This window comes from Pseudonocardia sediminis (genome assembly GCF_004217185.1).
GTDB lineage: Bacteria > Actinomycetota > Actinomycetes > Mycobacteriales > Pseudonocardiaceae > Pseudonocardia > Pseudonocardia sediminis.
The window spans coordinates 6391471-6408122 of the sequence record NZ_SHKL01000001.1; the positions used below are offsets into that span (position 1 = coordinate 6391471).

The 16652-nt window shown below is 72.3% G+C and carries 14 protein-coding genes and 1 tRNA gene; 2 read left to right on the forward strand and 13 right to left on the reverse strand.

The genetic code is table 11. The features are described 5' to 3' along the window. Nucleotides 1-7: 7 nt before the first annotated feature. From EV383_RS29970 to EV383_RS29990, 5 genes are read right to left on the reverse strand one after another with little or no spacing between them, the layout of a single operon-like run. Complete coding sequence (locus EV383_RS29970) at nt 8-616, reverse strand: hypothetical protein (protein ID WP_130293443.1); 609 nt, start codon at nt 614-616, stop codon at nt 8-10. Then, nucleotides 606-2549 (reverse strand): MFS transporter, encoded by a 1944-nt coding sequence (locus tag EV383_RS29975; protein ID WP_242623371.1) that lies wholly within the window; start codon nt 2547-2549, stop codon nt 606-608. The genes EV383_RS29970 and EV383_RS29975 overlap by 11 nt, the downstream gene beginning before the upstream one ends. Continuing rightward, entirely contained in the window at nt 2546-5578 is a 3033-nt protein-coding gene (locus tag EV383_RS29980) for an ATP-binding protein (RefSeq protein WP_207223709.1), read from the reverse strand. The genes EV383_RS29975 and EV383_RS29980 overlap by 4 nt, the downstream gene beginning before the upstream one ends. Further along, nucleotides 5565-6314 carry a hypothetical protein gene (locus EV383_RS31865; RefSeq protein WP_207223710.1) on the reverse strand — a complete coding sequence of 250 codons (750 nt, stop codon included), beginning with the start codon at nt 6312-6314 and terminating at the stop codon, nt 5565-5567. Before EV383_RS31865 ends, EV383_RS29980 begins: the two co-directional genes overlap by 14 nt. A gap of 3 nt (nt 6315-6317) precedes the next feature. Continuing rightward, a complete protein-coding gene (locus tag EV383_RS29990; protein ID WP_130293445.1) occupies nt 6318-6587 on the reverse strand; it encodes a hypothetical protein in 270 nt (89 codons plus the stop codon). Nucleotides 6588-6969: 382 nt separating this feature from the next. On the opposite strand from EV383_RS29990, the gene EV383_RS29995 reads away from it, so the two are divergent. Continuing rightward, complete coding sequence (locus EV383_RS29995) at nt 6970-9459, forward strand: (Fe-S)-binding protein (RefSeq protein ID WP_242623372.1); 2490 nt, start codon at nt 6970-6972, stop codon at nt 9457-9459. 148 nt (nt 9460-9607) lie between these two features. Here EV383_RS29995 and EV383_RS30000 read toward each other — a convergent pair whose 3' ends face one another. The 3 genes from EV383_RS30000 to EV383_RS30010 all read right to left on the reverse strand — a co-directional run bounded on the left by EV383_RS30000 (nt 9608) and on the right by EV383_RS30010 (nt 12483). Further along, complete coding sequence (locus tag EV383_RS30000) at nt 9608-10579, reverse strand: hypothetical protein (protein WP_130293447.1); 972 nt, start codon at nt 10577-10579, stop codon at nt 9608-9610. A gap of 54 nt (nt 10580-10633) precedes the next feature. Further along, nucleotides 10634-11218, reverse strand: a complete 585-nt coding sequence (gene dcd / locus EV383_RS30005) for a dCTP deaminase (RefSeq protein ID WP_130293449.1) — start codon at nt 11216-11218, stop codon at nt 10634-10636. A gap of 101 nt (nt 11219-11319) precedes the next feature. Further along, complete coding sequence (locus EV383_RS30010) at nt 11320-12483, reverse strand: UDP-N-acetylglucosamine 2-epimerase (protein WP_242623373.1); 1164 nt, start codon at nt 12481-12483, stop codon at nt 11320-11322. 165 nt (nt 12484-12648) lie between these two features. Between EV383_RS30010 and EV383_RS30015 the strand changes: the two genes are divergently transcribed. Continuing rightward, nucleotides 12649-12719, forward strand: a tRNA-Gly gene (locus tag EV383_RS30015). Here the strand turns inward: EV383_RS30015 and EV383_RS32990 are convergent. The 5 genes from EV383_RS32990 to EV383_RS30040 form a co-directional block, all read right to left on the reverse strand. Next, nucleotides 12674-13237: an FAD-dependent monooxygenase gene (locus tag EV383_RS32990; RefSeq protein ID WP_165438608.1), complete on the reverse strand. Its 564-nt coding sequence runs from the start codon at nt 13235-13237 to the stop codon at nt 12674-12676. The two genes, EV383_RS30015 and EV383_RS32990, sit on opposite strands and share 46 nt — an antisense overlap. A gap of 3 nt (nt 13238-13240) precedes the next feature. After that, nucleotides 13241-13807 carry a GIDE domain-containing protein gene (locus tag EV383_RS30025; protein ID WP_130293453.1) on the reverse strand — a complete coding sequence of 189 codons (567 nt, stop codon included), beginning with the start codon at nt 13805-13807 and terminating at the stop codon, nt 13241-13243. A gap of 71 nt (nt 13808-13878) precedes the next feature. Then, nucleotides 13879-14499 carry a pyridoxamine 5'-phosphate oxidase family protein gene (locus tag EV383_RS30030; protein ID WP_278044861.1) on the reverse strand — a complete coding sequence of 207 codons (621 nt, stop codon included), beginning with the start codon at nt 14497-14499 and terminating at the stop codon, nt 13879-13881. Between the two features lie 9 nt (nt 14500-14508). Further along, the gene (locus tag EV383_RS30035; protein WP_207223711.1) at nt 14509-15483 is read right to left on the reverse strand and encodes a PrsW family glutamic-type intramembrane protease; all 975 of its coding nucleotides are present in this window, start codon (nt 15481-15483) and stop codon (nt 14509-14511) included. 23 nt (nt 15484-15506) lie between these two features. Beyond that, the gene (locus tag EV383_RS30040) at nt 15507-16223 is read right to left on the reverse strand and encodes a hypothetical protein (protein WP_130293458.1); all 717 of its coding nucleotides are present in this window, start codon (nt 16221-16223) and stop codon (nt 15507-15509) included. Nucleotides 16224-16652 lie beyond the last annotated feature (429 nt).

Consider the following 16652-nt stretch of genomic DNA (forward strand, 5'->3'; position numbering starts at 1 on the left):
GGCCGGCTCACACCCGGTCGTAGCGGGAGACCCGCCAGCCGGCGTCGGTGTCCACGACGAGGACGGAGAGCTTCAGGGTGTTCGTCGGGACCTCGCACTCGACGCTGCGCGGCGAGACCCGGGTCGGCTTCGGGGGACCGGTGACGGCGGTGGCCGGCACGTTCGACGGGTCCACCGCCGCGAGCACGCCGAGGTACTCGTCGGTGGTGAACGGGCGCATGCCGGCCGTCCAGCGCTCGTTGGTGGTGCCCGGCGGGTGGTTCACCCAGGCCGCGGTCCAGTTCCGGGCCGCGGCCAGCGCCTCGGGCGGGGCGGCGGAGAGCGGGAGCTCCCGCGGGGTCAGCGGGGTGACCGGGGGCAGGGCGGTCGGCGTCGGGGTGGTGCTCGGCGGCGCGTAGCCGGTGGAGGGCTGCGCGGACTCCGACGGACCCTCCCCGGCGGCCAGCAGCCCGCCGTTCCCGGCCGACCCGCCGAGCTTGCCGCCGACGAACACCAGCCCGGCGACCACCAGGACCAGCACGACGATCGAGATCCCGAGATTGACCGGGGAGCGCAGCGGCCACTGCCACACCGAGCGGTAGGCGCCGGCCCGCCCGCGCGAGGACCTAATCGGCACGACGGCTCCAGGTCGACCCGTCGGCGGTGCGCGCGGCCCGCGGGCGGTAGATCTTGTAGACGGGCACGCCGTCGACGAGCTCCGGGCTCACCGGCACCGGCTGACCGGCCCGGCGCGGCGAGTCCGAGCGCCGGTAGATCGACCGGTCGTCGACCTCGCCCGGGTCGGTGCGGCCGGGGAAGCCGCCGGTCCCCGCCGTCCGGCTCTGCCCGCCGACCGGCAGCGCCCCGCGTCGCGGCTCGGCGATCACACCGGTCGGACGGCCCGCCTCGGGCGACGGCGACGCCGGACGTCGACGCCAGGAGCGCGCGCCGGGGCCCGCCGGACCGGCGACCGTCTCGGCCTCCGGGCGCACCGCGTCCCGGTCGACGTCGCCGGTCCCGCCGGAGCGCTCGGACCACCAGCGCGACTGCCGGTCCGCGGTGTCCCCGCCCGACCCGCGCATCCGCTGCCACATCCGCGCCGTCGGCCCGTCGGCGACGCCGGGCACGATCCCGCCGAACTGCTCGCGGGTCAGCGACACCATCGACACCAGCCGCCGGAACGGCCGCGCGACGGCCCACAGCACGATCGTCACGACGCCGGTGACCAGCAGCGCCAGCCACAGGTCGATGTTCGCGCCGGGCCGGAACAGCGACACCACCAGCAACGCGTGCAGCCCGGCCAGCGCACCGACGACGAGCGTGTTCACGATCGCCGCGCCGCCGACCCGCAACAGCGCGGGGATCACCTCGGGTTTGAGCAGCGCGACCACCGCGATCGCCGGCGCGGTGATCACCATCAGCCGGATGATCAGCATCGCCACCAGCACCAGCACCTTGGACAGCAGCTGGAACAGCGCGATGCAGACGGCCTCGATCGCGGCCAGCATCCCGGCGCCGATCCGGCTGCCGGACGCGCCGGTGAAGTAGCTGTAGCGGTCGCCCATCCGGTCGGCGAGCGCGGCGTAGTCCGACTTCTTCCGCTCCGCGAGCTCGCTGTTGTCCTGGCGCTGGTCGACCTCGTCGATCGTGAACGCCTGCGCGCGCAGCAGGTCGCGGCCCATCTCCTGGGCCTGCGGGACGTCCGGGGAGCCGAACGTGCCGCGCAGCCAGTTGCGGTAGGCGACCTGGTCGACGAGCACGGTGGGCAGCGTGTCCCGGGTGCCCAGCCCGATCTGGCCGAGGAAGCCCTCCTGCATCTGCGTGACGCCGTCGAGCAGCAGGCCGTCCGCCGCCTTCGACCAGTCCACCGGGGCCAGATAGGCGGCCGAGGCGATGAGCAGCGCGAACACGCCGATCCCCGCCCGTTGCGCCTGTCTGGCGAGGTCACCGCGCATGGCCAGCACCAGCAGGATGACCGCGAACGCGACGAGGGCGATGCCCACCCACGTGGTGAAAACGGTCTCGTACATCGCCCGGGTGGCTGTGGAGATCACGTCGTCCAGGGGCGCGAAGACCGACCCGCCCTCGGCGATCAGGTAGTGCGCCCAGTTGACGCCGCCGACGGTCAGCTTGGCCAGGTTGAACGTCTGGTTGCCGAGCCAGGTGTCGGTGGTGACCGACGGGTTCAGGACGCCGGACGCGGCGCAGCCGAGGTCGTAGTTGTGCCACACCATCCCGGCGTAGCCGACCTCCTCGTAGACGCTGCCGGCCTCGCCGTGCAGCGCGCTCGGCCCGTCCAGCGACCCGACGAGCCCGGTGCCGGGACGGTCCGGTTCCGGGGCCTGCTTGCAGTCCAGCGGCTGGGCCATCGCCGGGGAGCCCATCAGGATGCTGCCCCCGACCAGGGCGGCGACCACCAGCAGCGAGTACCCGCGCCGCCGACGTCGGGGGTCCGGGGTCTCACCCCGCGCACGTCGGGCCTTGCGCAGACCCGCCCACACCGCGGCCGCGACGATCAGCAGCACCGGCCAGAGGCCGGCACCACCGGTCGGATCGGCGGCCCCGATCACCGCCCGCCCTCGCCGGGGAGGACCTGCGGCTCCGCCGCCTCGACCACTCCGGGGTCCCCGGGGCGCGCACCGGAGGACGTCGGCGGGTCGGCGGGGGACGTCGGCGGGTCGGCGGGGGACGTCGGCGGGTCGGCGAGGTCCTCGTGCCAGCCCTCGTCGAGCTCGTCGAGGAGGTCGAGCTGCTCGTCGTCGAGGAGCTCGGCCTCGGCCGGGACGACCGTCACCCCGCCGGCGCGCATCCGGTCGGCGCCGGTGAGCAGGTGGTCGCCCTCGCCGGGGCCGATCCGCGTCGGGAGGTCGTCGCCGTCGACGTCGCTCCAGCCCGTGTTCGGCCAGGCCGCCTCCGAGACCGGCGGCGGCGCCGACGGCAGCGGAGCCGGCTCGTCCGGCGCCTGGATCTCGGCGACGACGGGCGTCCCGGACGAGGAGATCCGGCTCGCGTCCGGGTTCGTGTCCAGTGCCTCGCGCACGTGCTCGACGTGCGGGGCCTCCAGGTCGATCCGGATCTTCTCCACGCCGCCGTGGCCGTCGGCGAAGATGAACTGGCGCGGGGTGTCGTCCGGGCGGTCGTCGTGGCGCGGGCGCGGCGAGAGCGTGCCGAGCATCTGCTCGTAGCCGACGTCGGTGGGCACCCGCAGCAGCCGCAGCGCCTCGGCCTGCGCCTCCTCGTCGTCGGTGCGGCCGACGAACACGGCGTTGACCAGGGAGGCGAACCCGGACACCCGCAGCAGGTCGCCGGCCAGCTGGGAGGCGAACAGCGCGCGGACGTTGAACTTCCGGGAGTCGCGCGCCAGCCGGTCGATCAGGACCTTGCCGGTGGGGACCTGGGACAGGAAGTGCGTCTCGTCGAGCGCGACGCCCTTGCGCAGGTTCCGGTCGGCGTCGTAGATCGTGCGCTGGGTCAGCCAGGACGCGAGGTTGAGCAGCTCGACGCCGAGCGACTCGTTGTCCGTCCACTCCTCGCGCGGGCTGCCCGGCCGCGGCAGGGACAGGCCCTGCATGGTCAGCACCGTGAGGCGGTAGTCGCGGTCGGCCTGCCAGGGGTCGTCGCGGGTCTCGTCCGGGAACAGCAGGGCGGCCTGCGGGAGCTCGCGGCGCTCGTCGAGGAAGTCGGCGACGACGCCGGCGTGCTCCTCGCCCTCGCGGGCGTGGCGGCGCAGCGCCTCGATCACCATGCCGGGGTGGCGGTCCGGCTGACCGCCGACCTCGCGGACCGCGCGCAACAGCACGATCCGGGTGTTGGGCTGGCGCGAGATCTCGTAGGGCAGCAGGCCGGAGAGCACGTCGAGCACCAGGCGCCGGCGGGTGGCCGCGGCGAGCGAGCGCTCCCGGCGCCAGGCGCGCTCCGGGTCCTCCTCGTCGGAGAAGTGGTCCGGCCGCGGCTCGGCCACCACCCGGTACGGGTTGAGGATGCCGGGGTCGGCGCGCAGCAGGTTGATGTGCCGGGAGAACGGCGCCAGCTCGGGCAGGCGCGCGAGCTCGGCCAGCGGGCCGGACGGGTCGAGCACCGTCCACCGTGCACCGGCGCGCAGTGTCTTGTAGACGATCAGCCCGGTCAGGAACGACTTGCCCGACCCCAGGCCGCCGACGATCGCTGTCAGGCCGGACGCGCGACGGACCTCCTGGGCCAGCCACGGGTCCCACGCGACCGGACGGCGGGTGGCCGTACACGTCTCGCCCAGCATGATCCCGCGACGGTCGCCCACACTGGCCGTCGCCGCCGGGACGCCGGCCGCGGCCCAGGTGACGCTGCCCCGGCGCCGGTACGCGGTGGAGGCGAGCGGCTCACCCGGGATGAACTCGCGCGCGTAGCGGTACTGCGCCTCCGGGTGCTCGATCTGCACCTTCGGCCGGTAGAGGTCGACGACCTGCTGGGCGCGCGTGGTCGCCTCCGCCTCGTCGCGGCCGGACACCGCGATCCGCCACCAGCCGTAGAGGCGGGTGTTGAGCTGGGTCAGGCCGCTGGTCAGCTCGTCCTCGACCTCGAGCACCCGGTCGGCCTGGCGCGCCAGCGACATAGGCGGGTCCAGGTCGTGGTCGTGGGTGTAGTGCCGGATCTGGCTGCGCACCTTGCCCATCTGACGCTGCAGCTCACCGGTCACGTCCTCCGGCCGGCGCACGTAGATCCGGGCCGACCACTCCACCGGGAACGGCAGCCGGTCCGAGTGCTGCATCCACGGGTCGTCGATCTCCGGGATGCGCAGGCCGTCCATCAGCCCGACCGAGAGCACCGCGACGTTGCGCGAGACGGCCTGGCTGCGCATCCGCCCGACCACCTGCACGGTCGGGGCGTAGGGCTCCTGGTGCAGGTCCACACCCTCGGTGAACGCGGCTAGGTCCTCGCTCTCCCACCGGGAGATCCCGCGCGGCACCGACGACAGCCCGCGCGGGGCGGGCAGACCGAGCGCGACCGAGCGGTGCATCAGCCAGGCCATGTCCTCGGCGCTGGCCGGCACGGCGTCCATGCCGGAGTTGGCGACGACGACGTCGAGGTGGTTGACCTCGGACTCGACGGCGGCGAGCTCGGCCCGCACGGCCGAGGGCGCGATCCGGTCCAGCACCGGGGCGGCCTTCTCCACCCAGCGGTCGAGCATCCCGCGGCCGGAGACCTCGACGCCGAGGAAGACCTCCTTGTCCGACATGGACAGGCCCATCAGGTGGCGCTGCTCGCCCTCGAGGAACCCGTCCCAGCCCAGGGCGCCGGGCACGTCGGGCATCCGGCCGAGCGCGTTCTGGTCGAACGACTCCGCCCACATGTGGACGGGGTACGGGCGCGTCGTGACGCGCAGGTGCAGCCAGCGCCCCTGCAGCTCGCCCATCTGCGCGGCGACCTGGCGGATCAGCACCTCGCGCTGGGAGTCGCTGCGGAAGCTCCAGGCCTGCGCGGCGAGGCGATACCAGGCCATGACCTGCGTTCCGGTGCGGGTGATGTGCCCGTCGATGGAACGCAGCGCGATCGTCGGGGAGTAGGAGGACCCGCCCTCTCCGGCCAGGCCCCGCCCCCGTCGTCGGCCCTCAGCGACGGCCACGGGAACCCGCCTTCTGCCAGGCGTCGGCCACCGTCGTCGTACGGGCCGCCTTCTCCCACTCGACCGGCCGGCCGGCGGGCTTCGGCGAGGATGCCGTCCCGGCCTTCTTCGCGGACGTCGTCGTACCCTTCCCCGCCGCCTTCCCCGTCTGCCGCGCGGCCTTCTTCGCCGCCTTGCGCTCGGCACGGGACGGGGCCGCGGGTCGCGACCCGCCCGCCGGGGCGACGGGGGTACGCGAGCCGACCCGCACCGGGGACGCCTTCGGCGCGCCCGCCGTGCCGGAGCCGGCCCACACCTCGGCGACCGATCCGGGCCCCGACGGGGCCCCGACCTGCGCGGGCGAGGAGGTACGTGACGTGGCGGCACCCCGTCCGCGCCCACCGGACGCCCGCACCCGGACATGCCCCGCGCGCACGGAGCCGCCGGCCGCCCGGCTCCGTGCGCGGGGGCCGGTCACCTCGGCCCAGAACTGGCTGACGACCTGACCGAGCGGACGCTCGTAGTCGATCTTGTTGCCGAGGAACCGGGTGATCGCGACGGTGCCGACCAGCGACCAGGCCACCGAGAAGAAGTCCAGCCCGATCCCGAGCCTGCGCTGCAGGAACATGATGAACAGCATCACCAGCAGGCCGACTCCGTAGCTCACGTAGCGGGCACGCCAGGGGAACGTCGCGCGCGGCGGGCCCAGCCAGACGGCGTCGACGCGGTACACCTCGTCGTCAGTGCGAACGAGCACGGCTCACCCGGTGAGCAGGTTGGCCATCGCCTGTCCGACGGCCGGGCCGCTGCCGCTCACCGCGATGCCCAGTGCGATCAGCCCGACGATGAGGCCGACGCTGCGACGCGCGACCCCGGCGTTGTCGCCCTTGCCGCCGATCCACAGAAGGATCACCGCGATCGCGAGAAGGATCAACGGGACGATGTTGTTGGTGATCCAGCCCTGCAGGTTTCCGGTGCTGAGCTGCCCCTGGGCGAGCCACGACGATGCGGCCTCGTACGAGGTCTTCACGGCTCCTCCTCCGAGCGGACCGTGGTCCGCAGGCTCCCGCTTGCTCTTGCGCTCGTGACCGGTCCGACTAAACCATGACGACCAGCCGGATAGTAGTGGAGTGACCCGGCCGTCGGCCGCCGGGCACACGGAACGCGACCGGGTGGACACGATCGGCCGTATTCCCTTGGGGCGGTACGTGTCACACGTGACCCGTACCCCACCTGCACCACTCGGCTTTCCCGCCGACGTCGGAACTGTCAGAGTCGGCCACTACTGTTCGGTAACAAGCACGACCCGGCCGTGAACAGGAGCGGGCGTCCCGCAGCGGGGCGCACTACCCTTCTGGCCGATTGCCTCCGCGTACCCACCACTACGCGGAGAGAGGTTCAAGGAGGCACGCATGGTGTGGCGGTTGGTGATCGGTCTGGCTCTGACCGTGATCGCCCTGGCGATCTCGGGGCGGCGCGCCTTCTGGATCTACAAACTGATCCGGTCCGGGCAGCCGGCGAACGACCGTACCGACGGACTCGGTCAGCGCATCCGCGCCCAGTTCGTCGAGGTCTTCGGCCAGAAGAAACTGCTCCAGTGGTCGATCCCCGGCCTGGCGCACCTGTTCACGTTCTGGGCGTTCGTCATCCTGGCCTCGGTCTACCTGGAGGCCTACGGCGCGCTGTTCGTGCCGGACTTCCACATCCCGATCATCGGCCGCTGGGCCGTCCTCGGGTTCCTGCAGGACACGATCGCCGTACTCGCGCTGATCTCGCTCGGCGTGTTCTCGGTGATCCGGCTGCAGAACCAGCCGGCGCGCAAGCAGCGTGACTCGCGCTTCTACGGGTCGCACACCGGTGGCGCCTGGCTGATCCTGTTCATGATCTTCAACGTGCTGTGGACGATGTTCCTGTTCCGCGGCGCGTCCTCGGCGCTGGGCGTCTTCCCGTACGAGTCGGGTGCCTGGGCCTCGATCGGTGTCGGCTACCTGTTCAGCGGCCTGTCCGTCGGAGCGCTCGAGATCGTCGAGAGCATCGGGCTGCTGCTGCACATCGGCGTCATGCTCGTCTTCACCGTGATCATCGCCTACTCGAAGCACCTGCACATCTTCACGGCGCCGATCAACGTCTCGGCCAAGCGCTTCCCGAAGGCCCTCGGCGCGCTGCCGGCGATGGAGTCGAACGGCGTCAAGATCGACTTCGAGGACCCGGGCGAGGACGACGTCTTCGGCCGCGGCAAGATCGAGGACTTCACCTGGAAGGGCATGCTCGACTTCGCGACCTGCACCGAGTGCGGTCGCTGCCAGAGCCAGTGCCCGGCCTGGAACACCGGCAAGCCGCTCTCGCCGAAGCTCCTGATCATGGACCTGCGCGACCACATGAACGCGAAGGCCCCGTACATGATCGGCGGCAAGGACATGCCGGAGGAGGGCTCGATCGACTTCTCGGCCGGGCTCACCGCGCACCCCGGCCACGGCGTGCCGGAGTCCGGCTTCGAGCGCGTCCGCGGGTCCGGCCCGGAGCAGGCCGCGCGTCCGCTGGTGGGCACGGCCGAGCAGGGCGGTGTCATCGACCCCGACGTCCTGTGGTCGTGCACCAGCTGCGGCGCCTGCGTCGAGCAGTGCCCGGTGGACATCGAGCACGTCGACCACATCGTCGACATGCGCCGCCATCAGGTGCTGATCGAGTCCGAGTTCCCGTCCGAGCTCGGCGTCCTGTTCAAGAACCTGGAGAACAAGGGCAACCCCTGGGGCCAGAACGCCAAGGACCGCCTCGAGTGGACCAAGGCGCTGGACTTCGAGGTCCCGGTGTTCGACGGCGAGCTCTCCGACGACACCGAGTACCTGTTCTGGATCGGCTGCGCCGGCGCGTTCGAGGACGGCCAGAAGAAGACCGTCCGGGCCACCGCGGAGCTGCTGCACCGGGCCGGCGTCAAGTTCACCGTCCTCGGCCCGGAGGAGACCTGCACCGGTGACCCGGCGCGGCGCTCGGGCAACGAGTTCGTGTTCCAGATGCTGGCCCAGCAGAACGTCGAGGTCCTCAACGGCGTGTTCGAGGGCCGCGAGGCGGGCACCCGCAAGATCGTCACCACCTGCCCGCACTGCCTCAACACCCTGGGCAAGGAGTACCCGCAGCTCGACGGCCACTACGAGGTCGTGCACCACACGCAGCTGCTGAACAAGCTCGTCCGCGAGGGCAAGCTCGTCCCGGTCGCCGCCCCGGCGGAGGAGAAGGGCGCACCGGTCACCTACCACGACCCGTGCTACCTGGGACGCCACAACGAGATCTACGAGGAGCCCCGCGAGCTCGTCGGGGCCGTGGGATCCACCCTCACCGAGATGCCGCGTCACGCCGAGCGCTCCATGTGCTGCGGCGCGGGCGGTGCCCGAATGTGGATGGAGGAGCGGATCGGTCAGCGGGTCAACGTGAACCGCACGACCGAGGCCATCGCGACCCTCGACAGCGCCGCCGCCGCGGGCGGGGACGGGGCCTCGGCCCAGGGCACGATCGCCGTCGGCTGCCCGTTCTGCCGGACGATGATCTCCGACGGCCTGACCGAGCGTCAGGGCGAGGGATCGGGCGAGAACGTCCAGGTCCAGGACGTGTCGCAGATGCTGCTCGCGGCCGTCAAGCGCGGTGACCCGAGCACCAACGGGCATGGTTCCACCAACGGCGCCGGTGCGTCGGAGGACGAGCCCGCCGAGCTGTCCCCGCAGGCCGCCGGCTCCACCGAGGGGTCCGACCGCGCCGCCCACAACGGCACCCCGAACGACGAGGCCCACGAGAACGGGACCTCCGGCAACGGGAGCGCGGCCAACGGTGCCGCCGGCGACGGCTCCTCCGGCAACGGTAAGCCCGAGGCGGACAAGCCGACCGAGGAGAAGACCGACACCACGAGCTGATCCTCAGCACGTCAGTCACGACGAGGGCCGGGCCACCGAGCAGGTGGGCCGGCCCTCGTCGTCCGCCACCACCGCCGCGCCGTCCAGCGAACGGCACTCCCGTCGCATCGGTTCCGACGAGTGTGCCGTCCGCTGGGGGCGGATCGGGTCAGCAGGGCTGGAAGGCCGCGATCTGGTAGGTCGGGGTGGGGGCGTTCGTGCGGGTCAGGACGACCCGGCCCATCGACGGGGCGGAGGTGCCCCAGACCGTCGCGCAGCCGTCGACGGTGACCGATCCGCCGGGCTCGACCTCGGGGTCGGTGCTGCGGTCCGGTTCGGTCTCGCGCCCGGAGCCCGCCCGGGAGTGCAGCACCGCGACGGCCTGCTCGCACGAGGGTGCAGCGGTGACCTGCATGAGCTGGGCCAGCGCCGCGTCGTCGACCAGTCGGCAGACCCGGCGCGGGTTGTTGCCCGCCACCCCGGAGTCGAGCGAGACCAGCGCCAACTGCGGCCGGTCCACGCCGAGCACCATCCGCATCTCGTTACCGGCCTGGGCGTCGACCTGCGCCTGCTGCTCGGTGATCTCGGCCGACCGGAACTGGTACCCGACGCCGGAGATCACCAGCACCGCCACGCCCACCGCGAGCACCTTCCAGCGGGGGAGGAGCAGCAGCCCGGCCAGCACGACCCCGGCGCCGACCGCGAGCCCCCACGACCACGGGTTCCCGCTCGTCGCCCACACCAGCGCCCCGACCAGGACGACACCGGCGACGTGCGGCGCCCAGCCGAACAGCAGCCGGTCCAGCCGCAGCAGGTAGAGCAGCACCAGCGTGCCGAAGCCGATCCCGACCGGGACGTACCAGCGCGACGGGTCGTCGAGGAACGGCAGCAGGAGCAGCGCGGCCGCGACCAGCCCGAGCCCGACGGCGAGCTTGAGGTTCCGCGGACGCAGTCGCGTCCGCCAGTCCGGGCCGTCGCCCTTCGGCGGGCCGGCACCCGGCTGCCGGCCGGGGCCACCCGGCTCGGGCTCGGGCTCGGGGCCCGCGGCCCGGCGACGGCCGGTGTCCCACGGGTCCACCACCGGGCGTCGTTCCGGGGGCACCGCGGGCAGGTTCGGGGTCGGCTCGGGCGTGGGCTCCATCGCCGGTCAGCCTAGCGCCGCAACCGACCTGCCCCCAGGTTCCCGACGGGCGACTCAGGAGCGGCGGGTGTCCACGCGGTGGAAGTTCTGGAACGCCCGGGACGGGGTCGGGCCGCGCTGCCCCTGGTAGCGGGAGCCGACACCGTCGCTGCCGTAGGGCTTCTCGGCCGGGCTGGAGAGCCGGAACAGGCACAGCTGGCCGATCTTCATCCCCGGCCAGAGCGTGATCGGCAGGTTCGCCACGTTCGAGAGCTCGAGCGTGATGTGCCCGGTGAAGCCGGGGTCGATGAACCCGGCGGTGGAGTGGGTGAGCAGGCCCAGGCGTCCGAGGGAGCTCTTGCCCTCCAGCCGCCCGGCCAGGTCGTCCGGCAGGCCGACCGACTCGAACGTCGACCCGAGCACGAACTCGCCCGGGTGCAGCACGAACGGGTCGTCACCCTGCGGCTCGACGGCGGTGGTCAGCTCGTCCTGCTGCTCGGCCGGGTCGATGTGGGTGTAGAGCGAGTTCATGAAGACCCGGAAGAAGCGGTCGAGCCGCACGTCGATGCTCGACGGCTGGATCATCCCCGGATCCCAGGGGTCGAGGGTCAGCCGACCGGAGTCGATCTCCTTGCGCAGGTCGCCGTCGGACAGCAGCACCGGCTCGTGCACCTCTTCCCGGACCTGAGGAGCTGGGCAAGCTCAGCCTATCGACGCGTCCGGCCCGCCCCGGCGTGGGCCCGGCTCAGGCGTCGCCCGGCTCAGGCGTCGCTCGACTCCTCGGCGTCGGCCGAGGAGGCCGTGATGTCCTCGACCGGCTCGGCGGCGGCCTCGTCCTCGGCCAGGTGCGGCGACCGGCAGAGGCCGAACATCCAGGCCACGGCCTGCTCGGCGCGGGCCGCCTCCAGCCCGTCCGACGGAGCGGGCCGGCGCCCGTGGTCGCCGTCCAGGATCTGGGCGACGGTCGGGGACACCGACGAGCCGCCGATGCTACGGATCGAGTCGCCGGGCTGCGGCACGTTCGGCCCGTCGACCAGCACCGCGACGGTGCCCAGGCCGGGGGCGTCGGTCACGAGGTCGGGATCGTCGGAGACCAGCACGGTCGCCGCGGCGAGCACGACCAGCAGGTCCGACATCGACGGCTCCGGCGTGACGACGACCCGCGGGTGCCGTCCCAGCGAGAGCGACGGCTCGTCGCGCGCCAACTCGCCGGTGATCACGACCTCGATGTCGGAGTGCCGCTCCAGCAGCGACGCGATGCCGGCCAGCGCGCTGTGCGAGGACGGCCGGTCCAGCGCCACCAGCACCAGGCGCCGCATGTCGTCGCGCACCCGGCCCAGGGCGTCGGCGCACCGGACGTCCTCCGGGCGGGGCAGGGAGTTCACGGTGTCGCCGATGGTGAGCACGTTCGGCCCGAGCGGGCTGCCGAGTGCGGCGCCGCTCGTGGTCAGGAACAGCGAGGCCAGCTGGCCGATCACGCGGCGGTGCGCCTCCTGCGGGAACGGGCAGAGCAGGTCGTCGGTACCCATGCCGGCCTGCATGTGCACGACCGGGATCCGGCGCCAGAACGCGACCGTGGCCGCGACCTCGGCGGCCAGGCCACCACCGTGCACCAGCACCGCGGACGGGTCCTGGTCGACCATCAGCCGGTCGAGACGGGTCATGAGCGCGGCGGCGACGTCGGCCACGCCGGGCGCGGTGTCCAGCGGCAGCAGGATCGTGATGTCGGTCGGGACGCCGAACGCGTCGAACGCCTCGTGCACGCCCATCGGGTCGGCACCGGTGGCCACGGTGATGGCGCGGATCCGGTCGGCCGCCGCGATCGACGCGGCGACGGGAGCCAGACGCGCGACCTCAGGACGACTCCCGGCCACGAGCAGAACGTCGTGCTCGTGATCCAGATCGCCCGCCAAGGGGTCGAACATCGACATCGGAATCCTTCCGGCCGGGGAGCTGACCGCCGGAACAGAGTCTGGACGACCGGGATCGGGCCCGTCGAGCACTTCTCGCCAGGTGGTCACCATCATTCGGCGTCCGGGCCCGGGCCCTACACCCGTCCGGAGCAGGGTGCTAGAGTCGGGGCACGTTCTGCGGATGTAGTTCAATGGTAGAACATCAGCTTCCCAAGCTGAATACGCGAGTTCGATTCTCGTCATCCGCTCGTAAAACGAAGGCCCAGCTCACACGGTGTCCACACCGGAGCTGGGCCTTCGTCGTGTCCGGTCCGAACGACGTCGAAAACGATCTTCGACGGTCTTTCGCGCCGTGTTCGACCTGATCAGTGCCCTGTGGAGCATCGATCCAGTCACACCTCGGGTCGAGATCCACAACTTTGACGACGGACGACCGTTCACCTGACCGCTCGCCCGCTCGGCTCGATCTTGAGGTCGACAGACCATGGTCCGTCCGGCGCAGACGTCCACGCCGAACGGCACCGGCGCAGCGGTACAGGATCGCGCGCAGGACCTCGATCGCCTGCCCGGCGTCGGTCCCGCGCCGGACGACGGCGGCCGGCCGCCGGCCCAGGTGGTACCCGTCGAGCATCGCGGTGTTGCCGCCCTGGCCCTCGGTCGGGGGCATGACGTGCACGGCGTCGCCGACCAGCAGGACACGGCCCGCCGCACCGACGGCGGGCACCGAGGCGTCGCGGAACGCCGCAGGTCGGTAGCGACGGTCCACGACCTACCCGAGCAGCACGGTGCCCAGGGTCAGCGCCAGGCCGACGACCGCCAACACCAGACCGATACGCGCCGACCATCCCTTGACCCCGTGCCCACCGCTGACCCGGTCGTGCTTGGCACTGGTCGACACCTCGACGTGCGGAGCGGAGTCGGGCGGTCCGATCGTCAGACCTCCATGCCGGTCATGGACCTCTCCGAGCACGTGGACCACCGTGCCCGACCGCAGGATCCATTCCTTCCGCTCGTACCCGATCGTTCCGCGCGACGACTCTGCCGAGCCGGGTGTCGGTCGGTCGAACCGGTCGACCACCTTGTCGCCCTTGTGCACGAACAGTCGACCACCGTCGACGTCGAGCGTCCGGCCATCGTGACCGACCAGGGTCCACCCGGATCGGGACTTCCGACGAACCATCGGATCTCTCGACGGCTCGCCCCTCTCGTCGAACCTCCTGCGCTCGACCCACTGCTCGTTCGGTTCGACCCGATCGCGATCCAGAAGAAGACCGCACCGATCCCGATCGACACGATCCCGACGAAGAACAGCAAGGCCGCCACTGCCCACCTCCACGGATCGGGGCACCCACCGGCGGGAAGCTACCGACCGGCGGCGACGGCCACGGCTGTTCGCGGAAACCGGTCTCAGTAGAGGCGCTCGGCGTAGGACGGGCCGTAGTACTCCTCCAGCTCGGCGAGCGGGGTCTCCGGCCGGGTCAGAGCCTTGGCGATCCTCGCGACCGACGGCAGCGTGTCCGGCGGCCACTGCTCGTGCTCCCACAGCTTCGACCGCATGAACGCCTTCGGGCAGTGGAAGAACACCTCCTCGACGTCGACCTCGCAGGCCAGGATCGGACGACGTCCCTTGACCACGAGCTCGTCGAAGTACGGCGCGTCGGTGAGCAGGCGGGCCCGGCCGTTGATCCGCAGCGTGTCGGAGCGGCCCGGGGTCAGGAACAGCAGCCCGACGTGCGGGTTGGCCAGGACGTTGCGCCAGCCGTCGACGCGGCGGTTGCCGGGCCGTTCCGGGACGGCGACGGTGTGGTCGTCGATGACGTGCACGAAGCCGGGCGGGTCGCCCTTGGGGGAGACGTCGCACCGGCCGTCGGCGTCGCTCGTGGCGAGCAGCAGGAGCGGTGACGTCGCGAGCCACTCGCGGTGGATCGGACCGATCCGGTCCCGGACCTTGTTCGCCGCCGACGCCATCACCGGCCCGACGAGGTCCTGGAGCTGCTCGACGGTGCGGATCTCGGTGTCGGTGTCCACACCTCGACGCTAGGACGCGCGAGCCCCGGTCGCGAGGGAAATGTCCTGACTCAGGGATCGCGACCTCGGGATCCGCATCGTCGGCAGGTCCAGCTCGACGTGGGGCCGCATCGGCCTCGGTGCTCCGTGAAGGGCCGGGGACCGATCCGGTCCCGGCGCGCCGACGGCGATGCCGACGCGGGCGTAGGCCAGGAACAGGAGTGTGCTGACCACCGTGATCAGCACCCAGACCGGGAAGACGTCACCCGCGACCCAGTTGTTGAGTCCGTGCAGAACGGCCGTCACGCCGACGCCGGTACCGGTGAGGGCCAGCCAGGGGCCGGCGTCCCGGTAACGGGTCGCGAGGCCGAGGAAGTACGCGGCGACACCGGCCCAGCAGGCGTGAGCGATCGGGCCGGTGACCAGGCGCCACACCAGCACCAAGGCCTCCGGTGTCGTCGACACGTCCATCACGTTGACCGCGTAGTGGACGGCCTCGACCGCACCGAACACGAGGCCGCTCACCGCGCCGAGGAACAGGAAGTCCCGCGGCGACAGGGTCGAGAACAGCCGACGCCGGGCAAACGCCAGGATCGCCACCGGAACGAGTTTGGCCACCTCCTCCGGGACCCCGACCGTCACGATCCCGAGCAGGAGGTTGTCGGGGTCGGCGTTCAGCACCGTCTCGAGCCAGGTCGCCAGCGGGAACTCCACGACCAGTGCGAGGGCCACGACCTGGGCCAGCAGGGCTCCGTGAACCCGCTGCGGTCGCACCACGACCCACAGGACGAGGAACCAGGCCGCGGCGAAGTAGAAGGCGAACGCCGCGGCGGCGGTCAGGAGGTCGGTGGAACGCGACGAGGTCAGCGACAGCCCCAGCGGCGGGACCGCGACCAGGGCCACGAAGAGCCAGGTCGTCCAGGAGCGCAGCAGCGGATGCGCCACCCACGCGCGCCACGGGAACAGGACCGAGGGAGCGGGCAGGCGCGGACCGGTCGGGTGCATCGTCGTCTCCGGGTGGCGGTGGTTCACGAACGGGGAACGGTGGTGCCCTGCGGGCCACCGGAGTGCGAGAGCTTCTTGGCCAGGCAGTCGTCGGCGCCGAAGCCCTGCGCGTCGCACCAGGCGTTGGCCTCGGCGGCGGTCGAGAACGGCTGCGCCACGACGACGACCCAGTAGTCGCTGCCCTTGAACACCGGCCAGTCGCCGGACCACAGCAGGGCGGCGCCGGGGTACTGGACGGCCAGGCCCTGGTAGTGGCTCAGGATCCGGTCGGAGTCGTAGCTGATGCCGCCGTCTACCGTGCCGGACCGCTTGGACGACAGCTGCGGAACCCACCAGCCGGTGACGCTCTCGACCGCGGCGCGGTCGAGGTCGGCCTGCTCGGTGAGCCGGTCGGTGGCCGACGAGGCCGTGGGGAAGGACGTCGCGGGGGCTGCGGCCGTCGGGGTCGCACCGGCGGGTGCGGTGGTCAGGAACGGCGACGAGCCGGAGGACACCGGGGCCTGCGCGACCGCCTCACCGAAGAGGAACGCCGGCTTCAGTGCCAGCACCGCGACGGCGGCGAGAACGGTGACGACGACGAGGGCGGCCGACGCCACGATCCACGGTGTGGAGGAGGTGCCCGGCGCGGGACGGTCGGCGTACGGGCCCTGTGACCAGGACGGAACCGGTGCCGCGGGCGGAGCCCAGGCCGGCTGCGGCCGTGGCGCCGGAGGCGTCCAGGCCGGTACCGGTCCGGACATGGGTCGCGACACCGTCGGTGCGGACGCGACACCGTGCCGTGGGGCGGCTGAGCCGTGTCGCGGCTCGCGGAGAGCCGGCGCGACGACCGTGGCGGCGGGACGCGGGATGCCGTGACGGGCCTGCCGTGCGACGGCGGGGCGGACAGCCGGACGGCCCGGCGCGCCGACCCGGTTCGTCCCGCATCCGACGCAGAAGTGCAGCTCGGGCAGCAGCTCCGCTCCACACCGGCACCGCTCGACCATCACGACCACTCCCGACGACCCGAGGCCGGGCGTTCCCGGCCGTTCTCCCTGCTCATCGGGTGCGACAGGCTGTTGTTATCGGCGCCGACCGCGCGGCTCGCACAGTTCATCTTTGTTGTGGATACGACGTAACGGCCTAACGGACTCCACCGAAAGCCGAGCAGCGGGCCGTCGGACGGACGACCC

Coding starts and splice junctions, on each gene's coding strand:
- EV383_RS29995 (WP_242623372.1), top strand. CDS start 6,970: ATGGTGTGGCGGTTGGTGATCGGTCTGGCTCTGACCGTGATCGCCCTG.
- EV383_RS30000 (WP_130293447.1), bottom strand. CDS start 10,579: ATGGAGCCCACGCCCGAGCCGACCCCGAACCTGCCCGCGGTGCCCCCG.
- EV383_RS30010 (WP_242623373.1), bottom strand. CDS start 12,483: ATGTTCGACCCCTTGGCGGGCGATCTGGATCACGAGCACGACGTTCTG.
- EV383_RS30035 (WP_207223711.1), bottom strand. CDS start 15,483: ATGCACCCGACCGGTCCGCGCCTGCCCGCTCCCTCGGTCCTGTTCCCG.
- EV383_RS30040 (WP_130293458.1), bottom strand. CDS start 16,223: ATGTCCGGACCGGTACCGGCCTGGACGCCTCCGGCGCCACGGCCGCAG.